Source organism: Amycolatopsis sp. lyj-90 (assembly GCF_046549035.1).
In the GTDB taxonomy this organism is placed as follows: domain Bacteria; phylum Actinomycetota; class Actinomycetes; order Mycobacteriales; family Pseudonocardiaceae; genus Amycolatopsis.
Map to the genome: position 1 here is coordinate 109357 of NZ_JAJPWP010000013.1, position 14312 is coordinate 123668.

Sequence of the window (14312 nt, forward strand, 5' to 3'; positions counted from 1 at the left end):
GTTCACCACAGTGACGCCGTGTACAGCACCGAGCGGACGTCGGCCGGGCCGTAGGCCAGTTCACGCAGCAGGGCTGCGGTGCCTTCGTCCGGATCGATCAGCGCGACCTCCCGGCGTTCGTACTCGCGCGCCAGTTCCGGCGACACCATGCCCGCGTGGTCGTCCGAGGGCGCCCAAGGTCCCCAGTGGACGGTCAGCGCCCGGCAGCCGGTGCGGTCCGCCCACTGTGCGCCGAGGGTCTCCAGCGCGTCGTTCGCGGCCGCGTAGTCGGTCTGTCCCCGGTTGCCGAGGACGGCGGCGATGCTGCCGAAGAAGGTCACGAACCCGGGCCGGACGCCGAAGTGCTCCAGCGCGTCGAGCAGGGCCCGCGCACCGTCCACTTTGGTCCCGTAGACCGTGCGGAACGAGTGCTCGTCCTTGTCCGCCATCAGCTTGTCGTCGATCACCCCGGCCGCGTGGACGACACCGTCGATCCGGCCGTAGCGGGTGTGCAGATCCTTGACCATCTGCCGGACGGCGGCGCCGTCGCGCACGTCGAGCGACCGGTACGCCGCGATGCCCCCGGCCGCGCCGATCTGGTCGAGCGTCCTGGCGATCTCACGCTGGGCCAGCACGGTGCGCACCCGGCGTTCGATGTCGACCAGCGAACCACCCCGCGCGGCCAAGGCCGAGCGCATCCCCTGTGCGTCGGCAGGGAGGTCTTCGTCGCCGGGTTCGGCGGGCCACGGCGTGCGCCCGGCCAGTTCGATCCGGCATCCGCTCGCCGCCAGCGCGACCGCCGCCCGCGCGGTGATCCCCCGGGCGCCGCCGATCAGCAGCAGTACCGAATCCACCCCGAGGCCGAGTGCCTTGGTCTCACCGCCGCCGGGACCCGCACCGGCGTAGGCGATCGAACCGAGGGAGCCCGCGGAGGGCTCGAAGGACGCGCGCCCGGCGGTGTCGTACCGGACCGTGGCGGGTCCTTCGGCGATCACCTCCTCCAGCACTATCCGCGCGAGGTCCACCGTGGATTCCAGTTCGACCAGCCTGGTCGGCTCACTCCGTTCCCGTGCCGCGGCGCGCACGAGGCCGCGCAGCCCGGCGGTGTGCCCGGAACCCGGCCTCGCCACCACGACCACCGTGCCCTTGGCGTCCTTGAGCAGGCCGAAGACCTGCGCCGCGACCGGTTCTTCGGCGTCCGACAACGGGTTCAGCACGAGGACGATGTCGGCCTCGGTCCGCTCCCCCGGCACGGCGCCGGCCTCGGAGAACACCGCGCGGACCGACTCGGCCAGCTCCTCCTGCCCGGGTTCGAAGCTCACCGCGACCGTTTTGCCGCCCACCCTGGAGAGGTCGGGCGTGCCGAGCGGCGCGGGCACCCGGCTGAGCAGGTACCGGCCGGGCGCGCGGCCCGCCGGGGCTTCGGCGGGGGCCGGGGTCACGGCGACCGGGGCCGCCGGTTCGAGCCACTTCCGCAGCCGTGCGGCCAGCGCGCTCGCCGTCCGGTCCCGGCTGAGCTGGTCCTGGGCGTCGTCGTGCACCCGTCCGGTGAGCCCGAGCTTCGCCAGCAGCGAGCCCGCGATTTCGGTGCGCTTGATCGAGTCGATGGAAAGATCCGCTTCGAGGTCGAGATCGTCGTCGATCATCTCGGCCGGATAGCCGGTGCGTTCGCTGATCGCGCCGATCACGGTGGCCAGGACGTCGGTGACCGCGACTTCTTCCACGACCGGTTCCGGCTCGGCGACGGGCACGGTCATGACCGGCGCCTCGACCGGCGGCAGCGGCACCGGCGCGACCGGCACCGGGGCCGCGGCGAGCGGCGCGGTGCCGAGGTACCCGAGCATCACGTCCCGTTGCGCCGCCAGCAGTTCGCGGCTGGTGCGGAGGAATTCGACGACGGCCTGGTCACGACCGGGCGCGGGCTGGTTCATGGTCGTCCTCGGGATTCGTCGGGCGGGCACGAGCCCATGGGCGGGGACCTCGCCGCCGGGCGCGCGGACGGTCTGCCCGTCCACGGTCCAGGCGGGCGCGGGAAGCGGGCCGACGCGGACACGGCCACGGAAAAGCCGTTCGGTGCGCACCTCGACACCCGTGAGCGCCAGGCGCGCGAGCGCGGTGAGGAACCCCCGCAGCCCCGGGCCACCGGGATCACACGTGACGACGGTGTGCGGCCGGTCGCCGAGAATGTCCTTGGCCAGCCGGGAAAGCACCTGTCCCGGGCCCGCCTCGACGAAGGTGCGCGCGCCCGCCGCGTACATGTCCTCGATCAGCTCGACGAAGCGCACCGGTGAGCCGATCTGCGCGGACAGTCCCGCGCGCACCGTTCCGGCTTCGTACGGCCGGGCGGTGCGGTTCGACCACACCGGCGGGCCGGGCTCGCCGATCTCGGCGTTGTCGAGGTCGACGGCGAACACGTCGCTCGCCCCGGCCACCAGCGGACTGTGGAAGGCGCAGGCGACGGGGATCCGCTTGGCCCCGATCCCCTGCCCGCGCAGCGTGCGGACGGCCTCTTCGATGGCCTCCGTCGGTCCGGAAAGGACGGTCTGCGCCGGTGCGTTGTGGTTGGCCAGCACGACATCGGTCCGGTCGAGGGCGGCGGCCAGTTCCTCACGGGACGCCTTCACCGCGGCCATCGCCCCTGGATCGGCACCCGCGACTTCGGCGATCGAGCGGGCCCTCGCCCGGCTGAGCGCCACCAGGGTCGGGGTGTCGAACGCGCCGGCCACCGACAGCGCGGCCAGTTCGCCGTAGCTGTGCCCCGCCAGCAGATCCGGCCGGACCCCGAGATCGGCGAGCAACCGGCACACGGCCGACTCGACGAGCCCGAGCGCGGGCTGCGCGATCCGCGTGTCCTTGAGATCCTCGTCCTGCGCCGCGCGTACCTCTTCGGCGAACGCGCGCGGCGGGAAGGTGGTCGCGGCGACGTCCGGAGCGAGCCGCAGGACCTCGGCCAGTTCGGGGAAGTGCACGAACAGGTCCGCCAGCATTCCGGTCCGCTGGCTGCCCTGGCCGGGGAACAGGAACGCGATCGCCCCGGCCTCGGTGTCCCCCGCGGTGAGCCCTCCCCCGTTTTCGGCGGCCTCGCGCAGGTCCTCGAGATCGCTCGCGACGACGGCGAGCCGCACCGGCCCGGACCCGCCCCGTTCGGCGGCGAGAGCGGCGATCTCCCGCAACGGACGGCCTTCGTTCGCCGACAGCAGTTCGCGCAGATCGGCGCGGGCACCGTCCACATCGGAACCACGGAGCAGGACCAGCTCGGCGTCCCAGTCACGCGGACCGTGCCGCCGGTCGGGCGGGACCCCAGGAGCGGCCAGTACCGCGTGGAAGTTGGTCCCACCGAACCCGAACGCGCTCACTCCCGCGAACTCGCGTCCGCGCGGAACCGCCGTCGGCCGGGCGCCGGTGGAGAAGGTGAAGGGACTGCTCTGGGCGTCCCAGGCGGGGTTCGGCCTGCTCAGGTGCAGCGTGGGCGGCACGACTTCGTGCCACAGCGCCAGCGCCGCCTTCATCAGGCCCGCCAGTCCCGCTGCGCATTTCGTGTGCCCGATCTGGCTCTTCACCGAGCCCAGCGCGCACGCGCCCGGTTCGGCGCCCGCGTCGAGGAAGAATTCGGTGAGCGTGGTCAGTTCGGTGGCGTCGCCGACGACCGTGCCCGTGCCGTGCGCCTCCACCAGCGAGACGTCCGCCGGAGAAACCCCGGCGTCGCGGTAGGCCCTAGCCAGGGCGCGCCGTTGCCCCTCGGGGCGCGGTGCGGTGAGGCCGAGCGCCTTGCCGTCGCTGGCGGCGCCGACGCCCTTGACCACGGCGTAGACCCGGTCGCCGTCGCGTTCGGCGTCGGCCCGCCGCTTGAGCACGAGGCAGGCGACGCCCTCGCCGAGCGCGATCCCGTCCGCCGCCGAGTCGAACGGGCGGCACCGGCCGGTCGGCGACAGCGCGCCCGCGGAGGTGAACATGAGGTAGTCGTTGACGCCGTTGTGCAGGTCGACAGCGCCGCACAGGACCATCGAGCTGGTGCCCGCCCGCAGTTCCTTCACCGCGAGGTCCAGCGCGGCCAGCGAGGAACCGCACGCGGCGTCCACGGTGTAGTTGGTGCCGCCGAGGTCGAGCCGGTTGGCGATCCGGCCGGAGATGACGTTGGCGAGGGTGCCGGGGAACGAGTCTTCGGTCAGTTCCGGCAACTGCGCGAGCAGTTCTTCCGGGACGTCTTCGAGATAGCTGGGCAACAGCGCGCGCAGGACACCGGCGTTGGCCAGGTCTCCCCCGGCTTCGGCGCCGAAGATGACGCTGGTGCGCTCGCGGTCGAAACCGCCGTCGCCGTAGCCCGCGTCTTCCAGCGCCCGCCGCGCCGTCTGCAGCGACACCAGCTGGGCCGGGTCGATGCTGCCCATCGACTTCGGCGGGATGCCGTACGCGAGCGGATCGAAGTCCACCGGCGGCAGGAAGCCACCCCACTTGGACGTCGACTGGCCGGCGTAGACCTTCGTGTCCCAGCGCTGATCCGGTACCTCGGTGACGGCGTCCGCGCCGCGCAGGATGTTGGACCAGAAGGAGGGAAGGTCGGGGGCCCCGGGGAACACGCACGCCATGCCGACGATGGCGACGTCACCGTCCACAACGGACTCTTCGGGTGCGGTGCGGGCGGCGAGCAGTTCCGCCGCGCCGACGGTGACTTCGCGGTGCAGGGCGGCGATGTCGGTGCGCCGCTCTCGCAGGACCGTCACCTGGCCCGCCATGTACATCCCCTCGGCGAGCTGGCCGAGGGTGTCGACCTCGACGAGGGCTTCGCCCTCCCGCCGGATCCCCTTGCTCGCGATCCGCAGCCGTCCGGTGTTCAGCTCCTCCAGCCGTTGCCAGCTCTCCTGCGGCGGGATCCCGTCCGCGCGGAGCCCGGCCTTCAGCGCGGCGAACTCGTCGGTGTACGGACTGGGCAGGCAGCGGGTGAGATGGCCGGGCGCGGTCTCCAGGGTGACCGTGGACCGGGCGTCGAGCACCCGGTCCTGGAAGACATCGGTGATGGCTCCGTGGGCCACGGCTTCCTCGGTGAACAGGTACGCGGTGCCCATCAGCACGCCGACGCCGGTGAGCGGTCCCGCCATCGCCGAGACCATCGCGGCGGAGCGGGCGTCGTGGATCCCGCCCGCGAACAGCACCTCGACGTCCTTGGCACCGTGTTCGCGCAGGACGTCCAACTGCTGCTCCCACAGCACGAAACTCGACCGCGGGCCGACGTGCCCGCCGCATTCGGCGCCTTCGAAGACGAACCGGCGGATCCCGGCGTCGAGGAACTGCCGCAGCAGGATCGGTGACGGCACGTGGAGGAAGGTCGCGATCCCGTCGGCTTCCAATGCCTTGGCCTGCGCGGGTTTCCCGCCCGCGATCAGCACGCACCGCGGGCGCGCGGCCCGGACCGCCGCGAGCTGCTCGGCGCGCAGGTCCTCCGGGACGAAGCCGAGGATGCCCGCGCCCCAAGGTCGTCCGCCGAGCGCTTCGGCGGTGCGGCCGAGCAGTTCGGCGGTCTTGGCGCCGTTCGCGGTGGCCACCGCGACGAACGGGAACCCGTCGTGCCCGGCGACGGCGGCGGCGAAACCGGGCTGGTCGCTCACCCGCGTCATCGGTCCCTGCACGACCGGCAAGGCGGTGCCGAGCGTGCGGCACAGTCGCGCGCCTTGCTCCGCGGGACTCGCCGACGGCGGGGTGGCGAGCGAACGGACGACCGTCCGGACAGCGCTTTCAGCGTCCTCGAAGCGATTCGCGAGCAACGCCGCGAGCCCGTCGTCGGCCCTGGCGAGTTCGTTCCGTGCGGCCGCCGGGACGTCGGCCTCCGGGAACAGGCCGAGGCCGTCGAGCACCACGCCCGCCGCGCCCCCGGCGATCGCGGCCACCGCCGTCCGCGGGCCGATGCCGCCGTACGCCCAGACGGGGACGTCCCGCCCGAACCGCTCCAGCAACCGCTGCAGGAGGACGAACGTGGTGAGATCCGAACCGCCCGCCTCGGCACCCTTCGCGACCAGACCAGAGGCGCCGGCGCCGAGCATCCGGACGGCCTGCTCGACGCCGGTCACCTCGGCCAGCACGGGGACGTCGCCCCTGCCCTGCCAAACTGCCCCTTCGGCCAGCAGGACGAGCCCCGCGCCGCTTTCCCGCACCTCTTCGTACCGCACGTGGCGGCCCGCCGGGATCCGCACCCCGAACGGGAATCCTCCGTCCACTATGGACCCGGTGCGCGCGAGATCCAGGACGCCGAGACCGCCTCCCCTGGCGACGGCGGCCGCCAGCCCCGGATCCGGACGTCCGAGCGGGTTGACGCCGAGTACCCGCGTGCGCGCCGTCGCATGACTCACCGGCGGACCTCCTGTTCGGCTGGGCTGGTCGAACCTCGCCGGGTTCGGCGATCTTCAGCGGGATTCCCAAGAAATAACCTACTTGCCGCAGAGAGCGCAATACTCTCGCGTGAAAACTCGAAAAACAAGGGAACGCGTGCTAAAGTCCGGCGCCGGAAACAAATATGTCGACACGGTCAGAACAAGTCGCTGACCTGCACTTTTATCACTCGCATTCCAGATTTCGGCAAAGCGCCGCTCACCGGCGTAACAAAACAGAAGAATTGTCATCAAAAGCAGTATCGATAACCATGGAGCGCATGTGGAAGTGACAGGACGAGTCGTCGTGCTGACCGGTGCGGCACACGGAATCGGCGCCGCCATGGCCCGGCGGTTCGCCGCCGAGGGCGCCGCCGGAGTGGTGGTCTCCGACCTCGACCTCGACGCGGCGGAGAAGGTCGTCGCCGGGATCACGGCCGCCGGCGGTGCCGCCATCGCGCGCCACGCCGACGCGTCGTCCAAAGAGGACTTGAAGATGCTGGTGACCGAGGCGAGGACGGAGTTCGGCCCGGTGGACCTGTTCTGCTCCAACGCGGGTGCCGCGTTCGGGACGGGCGTGCACGCCGCCGACGAGCAATGGTCGCGATCGTGGGCCATCAACGTCATGCAGCATGTGCACGCCGCACAGGTCGCGCTTCCCGCGATGTTGAGCCGGGGCCAGGGATATCTGCTGATCACGGCCTCGGGCGCGGGCCTGCTCGGCACCCCCGGCGACGCGCCCTACTCGGTGACCAAACACGCGGCCGTCGGACTCGCCGAATGGCTGGCCATCACCTACCGGCCGCGCGGGGTGCAGGTCAGCGCGCTGTGCCCGCTCGGTGTGCGGACCGCGTTGCTGGAACCGGGGATCGCCGCCGGGCACCCCGCCGCACTCGCGATCGCCGCCGCGGCACCACTGCTGGAACCGGAGGACGTCGCGGAATCCGTCATCCACGGCCTGGCCTCGGAGGAGTTCCTGATCCTGCCGCACGAATCGGTACGGGAGACCTACGCGCGCAAGGCGGCGGGTCTCGACGCCTGGATCGACCGCACCATCCTCGAAACCGGCGCGCGGAAGAGGTGAGCATGGACCACCGCAGGCTCGGCGCGAGCGGACTGTCCGTCAGCGAGATCTCGTACGGCAACTGGCTCACGCACCCCGACGGCGCCGAGTGCGTCCAAGCCGCGCTCGACGCGGGCATCACGACCTTCCACACCGCCGCCGCCTGGGACGGCGGCGCCGCCGAAGAGAACCTCGCCGCCGCGCTGAGCGCCGCGCGCCGCGACGATCTCGTCCTGTGCACCGGCGTGTTCTGGCCCGAAGGCCCGGGCCTCAACGACGCCGGCCTCAGCCGCAAGCACCTGACCACGTCGCTGCACGGATCGCTGCGGCGCCTGCGCACCGACTACGTCGACGTCTACCAGTTGCTGCGGTTCGACTACCGCACGCCGTTGGAGGAGACGTTCCTCGCGCTGTCGGATCTGGTGCGGCAAGGGAAGATCCTCTACGCCGGTACCGCGGAATGGACGGCGGAACAACTGCTGGAGGCGCGGCCGATCGCCGACCGGCTCGGCGTCCCGCTCATCGCCAACCAGCCGCACTACTCGATGCTCTGGCGGGTCGCCGAGGCCCAGGTGATGCCGGTGTGCGAACGCGCCGGGATCGGCCAGTTCGCGTCGGTGGCCCTAGCGCAGGGCGTGCTGACCGGCAAGTACCGGCCGGGCGAGATCCCGCCGGACTCCCGGGGCGCGAGGGTGGGCGAGGCCCGGCCGCCGCTCTTCCCGGACCTCCTCGAACGCGTCGGCATGCTGCGCGGCGTCGCCGACGACGCCGGGCTGACCATGGCCCAGCTGGCGCTCGCGTGGACGTTGCAGCACAACACCGTCGCCTCGGTGGTGACCGGGGCGAGCACCGCGGCACAGGTGACCGAGAACGCGAAGGCGTCCGGCGTGGTCCTGGACCTCGACGTGCTGACGCGGATCGATCAGCTGCTGGGCAGCTTCATCCAGACGGACCCGCGGCTGACCTGGTCGCCACCCGCGACCGGCTGACCGGCCTCGTGAGTGGTAAGGACGGTTCTAACCATCCTTACCACTCACGAGGCCAGTGCGGTCCGCAGGATGGCCTCGAACCGGTCCGCCGTCGGCGGTTCGTCCCGCAGCAATCCCTGCAGCAGCAACCCGTCCACCAGCCCGACCAGCATCTCGACCCGCACCGGATCGTCGGTGTGACGGCGCGCGAAGTCCGCCAGGGCCGCCATCCAGCGATCGGTCGACTCACGGAGTCTCGGCTCCCGCGCGGCGAGCAGGTACAGCTCGTACTCCGCCAGCAGGTGCCCGGGTTCCGCGGCCACGCGGGCCAGCAGGGCCGCGAATTTCGGCAGGGCGTCTCCGCCGGGTTCCGCGGCGAGGACGCGCATCCGCTCGGCGTCTTCGTCCATGCACTGGGTGAGCGCGGCGGTCAGCAGGTCTTCGATCCCTTGGAAGTGGTACGCGGCCGCCGTCGCGGGCAGCCCCGCCTCCCGGGCGACAGTGCGGTGACTGACTCCCGAAACCCCGTCTCTCGCGACGACACGCAGGGTGGCCTCGATCAGTTCCCGTTTGCGTTGCTCACCTTTGGCGAGGCGGCCGTCGGCGATCGGCTCGTTCAGCATGCCGCCTCCTCACGCGTCGTGGTCTTCCTGGTCAGCAGAGGATACGAGAGCAGGGCGATCAGGATGATCAAGCCACCGGCGACGACCGCGACGGCGAATCCGCCATCCGGGCCGAAGCGGTCGACTGCCTCTCCCGACACCGCGGCGCCCAGGGCGACGCCGATGCTGAGGCCGGTGATCGCCCACGTCATCCCCTCGGTCAGTTTCTCCGCCGGGACGATCTTCTCGATCATCCCCATGACGACGATCATCGTGGGAGAGAAGAACAATCCGGCGACGAAGACCACCGCGCACAGGCCGATGATGCCGTCCACCGCCAGCAACGGCACCGCACTCGCCGCCGTGCCCGCGGTGCCGATCAGGAGCAAGCGGGGCGGCGCGATGGCCAGTTTGAGCGTCCCGAAGGCCAGTCCGGAGATCGCGGAGCCCACCGCGTAGACCGAGACGACGACGCCCGCCGCCGACGGCGACCCGACGGCACCCGCGAACGCCACACTGACGACGTCGACCGCGCCGACGATGACACCGCCCGCCACGAGCGTCAGCACCAGCACCCGCACCGCGCCCAGCCGGATCGCCGAACTTCCCGCCGCTCCGCTCGGCGGCAGGACGCGTGGTTCCGTCTCTCGCCGCGAGACGAACAGCAGCACCCCGGCGGCGAGGAGCACCACGGCGAGCAGCGGTCCCGCTTCGGGGAAGACGATGGTGCACAACGCCACCGACAGCGCGGGCCCGATGACGAACGTCAGTTCGTCGACCACCGATTCCAGCGCGAACGCCGTGTGCAACCGGGGCGAGCCGCGGTAGAGCGCCGACCAGCGGGCCCGGACCATCGCAGCCATGCTGGGCATGAATCCGCCGAGGATCGCGCACACGAACAGCGTCCAGTCCGGCGCCCCGAACCGGGCGCAGAGCAGGAGCGCGCCGATCGCCAGCACGCTGATCCCCGTCACCGGCATCAGGATCCGGCCCTGCCCCCGGCGATCCACCAGCCGCGAGACCTGCGGGCCGAGCAGTGCCATGGACAACGTGAACGCCGCCGAGACCAGTCCGGCGAGGCCGTAGTCGCCGCGCGTCCGCGCCAGCATGGTGATGATCCCGATCCCCATCATGGGGACCGGGATCCGGGCGAGCAGCCCCGCGGCGGAGAAGGCGAGCGAGCCCTTCGCGGAGAACAGCTCTCGGTACTGGCCTGCCACGGCACACTCCATAACTTGAACAGTCGTTACATTTTGAACACTCGTTTCACTTTATACACGTGACCCGTGACGCGTGCGAGTGCTTCGTCCAACCCGGCCTTTTCGCCGTCGGGCGCGGCCCAGGCGACGTAGCCGTCCGGCCTCACGAGAAAGACCGAACCTGCGTCCTCCGCCAGAAGCGCGTGACCGTCCTCGGACACCAGCGGCACCGGAGCGAACCGGCCCACGAGCGGATGGACGGAGTCCGGCGCGTAGTCGATGTCGGTCCCGTTCCCCATCGCGATGAAGTACCGTTTGGCCGCCGGGATCCCCAGCGTCTCCTCCATCACCTCCCGGAGCGCGGCGACCTGCGGTCCGGGCCGCATCAGCGCGACCTGCGCGCGGGTGTTGCGCAGGACCCGCTCCCCGACCGGGTGCCGTTCCGCGGAATAGGTGTCCAATAAGGACTCCGGCGCCCCGCCCCGCACCACCAGGCCCAGTTTCCAGCCGAGGTTCATCGCGTCCTGGAGGCCGAGGTTCAAGCCCTGGCCGCCGATCGGTGAGTGCACGTGGGCGGCGTCACCCGCCAGGAGCACGCGACCCTGCCGATAGGTGGCCGCCTGGCGCGTGTTGTCACTGAAGCGGATTCCCCCGTCCAGCCTGGAGACCGTCACGTCGATTCCGCTGACGCGGCCGATGCTCGCCCGCATCTCCTCGGCCGTCAACGGCGCGTCCCGGTCGTCCGGCCCGCCGTCGAACTCCATGGTGGCGATCTCCCCCGGGACCAGCGACAGGTTCACCATCCCGCCGGGACCGTGCATGGACGACTTCACCGCGCCGGGATCGGCGAGTTCGGCCGAGGCGATGCGCCCGGTCATCGTCGGGTCCGTGCCGGGGAACGCGATCCCGGCCCGCTTGCGCACGACGCTGCGGCCGCCGTCGCACCCCACCAGGTAAGCGGCCCGTTCGAACCGGCCGTCGGCGAGCACGGCACGGACCGCGTCGTCCTCCTGGACGACGTCGACCACTTCGCGGCCCGCTTGGATCCGGACGCCGAGTCCGGCCGCCCACTCGGCGAGAACCTTTTCCAGCACATGCTGTTTGAGGATGTACCCGCCTGCCGCACCCTGCGGGACCTCGTCCTCGACGAGTGGCAACCCGGCGAAGTGCCCCCTGGAGCGACTTCCGTTCAACTGCCGCGCAAGCCCGGACATCTCGCCTTGCGCCTTCGAGAACGCCTCGGTCAGGCCACGCAGCCGCAAGGACTGCGAGGTGCGGCCGTTGATCCCCCGCAGCCCGAAGCTCCGGTTCCGGCGGACGGACCCGTCGGCCGACTCCAGTACGAGCGGATCGGCTCCGGCCAGCCGGAGCTCTCCTGCCAGCAGCAGACCGACCGGTCCCCCGCCCACGATGATCACGTCGTTCACGACACCCCCGTATTTACGGCGTATATTTACGCTGTAAATATGATAGATACACCGTAAACCTGTCAAGCGAAGGGCGCGAGATGACGCGGAGAGAACCGTTGAACCGGGAGAAGGTCCTGGACGCGGCGCTCGCCCTGGCCGCCGAAGAGGGCCTCAAGGGGCTGTCGATGCGGAAGCTCGCCAAGACGCTCGGCGTCGAAGCGATGGCGCTGTACAACCACGTGCAGAACAAGACCGACATCCTCGACGGCATCGCGGAACGCGTCTACAGCGGCATCGAGCGCGCGGACCCGGATTCGCCGTGGCCGGAACGGGTGCGGGTCACCGCGCTCAACATCTACCGCGCGCTCGCCCGGCATCCGGTCGTGCCGATGGCGCTGGCCACCGACGAGGCCAACCCGAAATCACTGCGGGCCTTGCAACCGCTCGACGATCTCGTCGGCGCGCTCTACGAAGCCGGCTTCGAAGACGACGGCGTCCGCCAGACCTTGGGCGCGCTGAACAGTCTCATCTTCGGCTCCCTGCTGCTGACGACCGTCGGCTTCACCATGCCGCGCCGCGGCGAATCCGAACGGGAACAGGCGGATCTCCATCTCCGGCGAGTCGACCCCGAGGTCCTGCCGCACTTCAGCCGCGCGATACCCGCGTTGAGGTCCGCCGATCCCGAGCGGGACTTCGTCCGGGCACTGGAACTGCTGATCAACGGCCTTGTCGCGGCCGCAGCATCGGGACCAGGAACCGCCTAGCCACCTCACGGACCTGCTCGTCGTCGTCGAGATCGATGACCTGACTGGGAGTGACCAGGAACGACGCGGAGACCCGGGTCATCAGTTCGGCGACGAGTTCGACGTCGACGTCTTCCGAGACGTTGCCCGCCTGCTGCTCGCGGCGGAGCTGCCCCGCGACGAACCGCTGGACCGTCGCCAGGGTGTTGCCGCCGTCGCTGACCATCGACGGGACGAGCACGTCGGGCTCGACGGCCATCAGCCCGCCGATCAGCGGGTTGTGCCGGATCGCCCGCAGCGCGCTGGCGAAGCCGAGCACCACCCGGTCCGCGGCGGTTTCGGCCTGCTGGATATCGAGCAGGAACTGGTCGAAGTAGCGCCGGAACTCGCGCCGCACGACCTGTTCGACCAGGGCGTCCTTGGTGGCGAACCGGCGGTAGGCGGTGATCCGCGAGACACCGGCCCGGCGCGCGACGTCCTCCATGGTGGACCGCCGGATCCCCATCCGGCAGAACTGCTCGTAGGCGGCGTCGAGCAGCCGGAGCGCGATCGCGTCGCCCTCCTCGGCGCGTTCGAGCGCGTCGGTGAGCGCGCGCTCCAGCAGAGAATCCGGGTCTGGTGTCTTCGCGACGATTGTGCTCTCCTTGAGATACGCGGTTGCACTACTTGTATCACAGTATCAATCCGCAGGTCCGGGACTCAAGGAGGAGTACTGGCGCATGACCGAACTCAATCGACGCAAGATGCTGATCGTCAGTGGCGGAGCGACCTTGCTGGGGGCCATGGGGATGGCCCAGCCCGCCTGGGCGTGGAGTCCGAGCGGTTCGGTGGCCGGCGCGGGGGCGGGCACCGATCCGAAATGGGTGTGGGACGCCGAAGCCGATCCGGTGGTCGCCGCGGTCCTCGACCGGGGGCAGGTCGCGGAGGTCAACCGCGCGCTGCGGACCTGGACCAGGAACGACCAGCCGACGCCGTCCGGGCTCCCACCGGACCTGCGGGAGTTCGTCGAGTACGCGCGACGGCTCCCGTCGTGGGCCGATCAGTCCACATTGGACAAGGCCGCGGACTTCATGAAGGTCAGCGGGCGCTTCGTCAACCTGCTGAACGGGCTCGGCGGCGGGATGCTGAGCACCGCCATCCCGAACGAGGCCAGGGCGGTCTACTACTCCAAGGGCGGCGCGGACATGAAGGACCGCGTCGCGAAGACGGCCAAACTCGGCTACGACGTCGGTTCGCTCAACGCCTACCGGCCCGACGGCCAGATGATCGTCTCGGCGGTGAAGACCCGCCTGGTGCACGCCGCCGTCCGGCATCTGCTGCCGCAGTCACCGCACTGGCAGCAGGGAATCCCGATCAGCCAGAACGACATGCTGGTCACCTGGCACACACTGCCGACCTACACGATGCGCAAGCTGACCGACTGGCGCGTCCGGGTCTCCCCCGCCCATTCGGCCGCGTACCTGCACATCTGGCAGGTGACCGGGCACATGCTCGGGATCAGCGACGAGTACCTGCCCTCGACTTGGGACGCCGCCTACTCGCAGTCCACGCAGGTGCTCGACCCGGCGATGGGACCGACCCGCGAGGGCGTCGAACTCACCGACATCCTCCTGGACATGCTCGCCGAGCAGACCAGCCCGGGCGGCGCCGACCGGCCGATGGTCAACGCGCTGGCCCGCCACATCGTCGGTGACCGGGTCTCCCAGTGGAACGGCATCCCGCGGGAGCGGATCTGGGACCCGCTGATCGGTACCGCGTTCCCGGCGCTGGTGGCGTTTCACGAAAAGCTCATCCCGCTGCCGCTGGTGCCGCCGGTCGCCTGGGTGCTGGACGAGGCGATCCGGCGGTACATCCGGCTGTGGCTCTCGGAAGGCAGGCCCGTGCACATCGAGATCCCGGACATGAACCGGCCTTCGTGAGGGGGTCACCGGTGCTATGAAAGGCCCGTTACTTGCAAAATTTGCAAGTAACGGGCCTTTCATAGCACGCG

The 14312-nt window shown here is 70.7% G+C and carries 9 protein-coding genes; 4 read left to right on the forward strand and 5 right to left on the reverse strand.

Annotated elements, in window-relative coordinates; all coding sequences use genetic code 11:
• Window positions 1-2: 2 nt before the first annotated feature.
• Entirely contained in the window at window positions 3-6320 is a 6318-nt protein-coding gene (locus ACLJPX_RS38215; protein WP_410605159.1) for an SDR family NAD(P)-dependent oxidoreductase, read from the reverse strand.
• Window positions 6321-6621: 301 nt separating this feature from the next.
• Between ACLJPX_RS38215 and ACLJPX_RS38220 the strand changes: the two genes are divergently transcribed.
• Together ACLJPX_RS38220 and ACLJPX_RS38225 are read left to right on the forward strand one after the other, a co-directional pair.
• On the forward strand, window positions 6622-7422 hold the full coding sequence (locus ACLJPX_RS38220) for an SDR family oxidoreductase (protein WP_101608577.1): 801 nt from the start codon (window positions 6622-6624) through the stop codon (window positions 7420-7422).
• 2 nt (window positions 7423-7424) lie between these two features.
• A complete protein-coding gene (locus ACLJPX_RS38225; protein WP_410605160.1) occupies window positions 7425-8390 on the forward strand; it encodes an aldo/keto reductase in 966 nt (321 codons plus the stop codon).
• Window positions 8391-8434: 44 nt separating this feature from the next.
• On the opposite strand, the gene ACLJPX_RS38230 is transcribed toward ACLJPX_RS38225, so the two are convergent.
• From ACLJPX_RS38230 to ACLJPX_RS38240, 3 genes are read right to left on the reverse strand one after another with little or no spacing between them, the layout of a single operon-like run.
• A complete protein-coding gene (locus ACLJPX_RS38230; protein ID WP_410605161.1) occupies window positions 8435-8992 on the reverse strand; it encodes a TetR/AcrR family transcriptional regulator in 558 nt (185 codons plus the stop codon).
• A complete protein-coding gene (locus tag ACLJPX_RS38235) occupies window positions 8986-10191 on the reverse strand; it encodes an MFS transporter (protein WP_410605162.1) in 1206 nt (401 codons plus the stop codon). The genes ACLJPX_RS38230 and ACLJPX_RS38235 overlap by 7 nt, the downstream gene beginning before the upstream one ends.
• A gap of 26 nt (window positions 10192-10217) precedes the next feature.
• The gene (locus tag ACLJPX_RS38240; RefSeq protein ID WP_410605163.1) at window positions 10218-11597 is read right to left on the reverse strand and encodes an FAD-dependent monooxygenase; all 1380 of its coding nucleotides are present in this window, start codon (window positions 11595-11597) and stop codon (window positions 10218-10220) included.
• 80 nt (window positions 11598-11677) lie between these two features.
• On the opposite strand from ACLJPX_RS38240, the gene ACLJPX_RS38245 reads away from it, so the two are divergent.
• Window positions 11678-12343, forward strand: a complete 666-nt coding sequence (locus ACLJPX_RS38245) for a TetR/AcrR family transcriptional regulator C-terminal domain-containing protein (RefSeq protein WP_410605164.1) — start codon at window positions 11678-11680, stop codon at window positions 12341-12343.
• Here ACLJPX_RS38245 and ACLJPX_RS38250 read toward each other — a convergent pair.
• Window positions 12297-12956: a TetR/AcrR family transcriptional regulator gene (locus tag ACLJPX_RS38250; protein ID WP_410605313.1), complete on the reverse strand. Its 660-nt coding sequence runs from the start codon at window positions 12954-12956 to the stop codon at window positions 12297-12299. The genes ACLJPX_RS38245 and ACLJPX_RS38250 overlap by 47 nt on opposite strands.
• Window positions 12957-13041: 85 nt before the next feature.
• On the opposite strand from ACLJPX_RS38250, the gene ACLJPX_RS38255 reads away from it, so the two are divergent.
• Entirely contained in the window at window positions 13042-14241 is a 1200-nt protein-coding gene (locus ACLJPX_RS38255) for an oxygenase MpaB family protein (RefSeq protein WP_410605165.1), read from the forward strand.
• The last annotated feature ends 71 nt before the right edge of the window (window positions 14242-14312 follow it).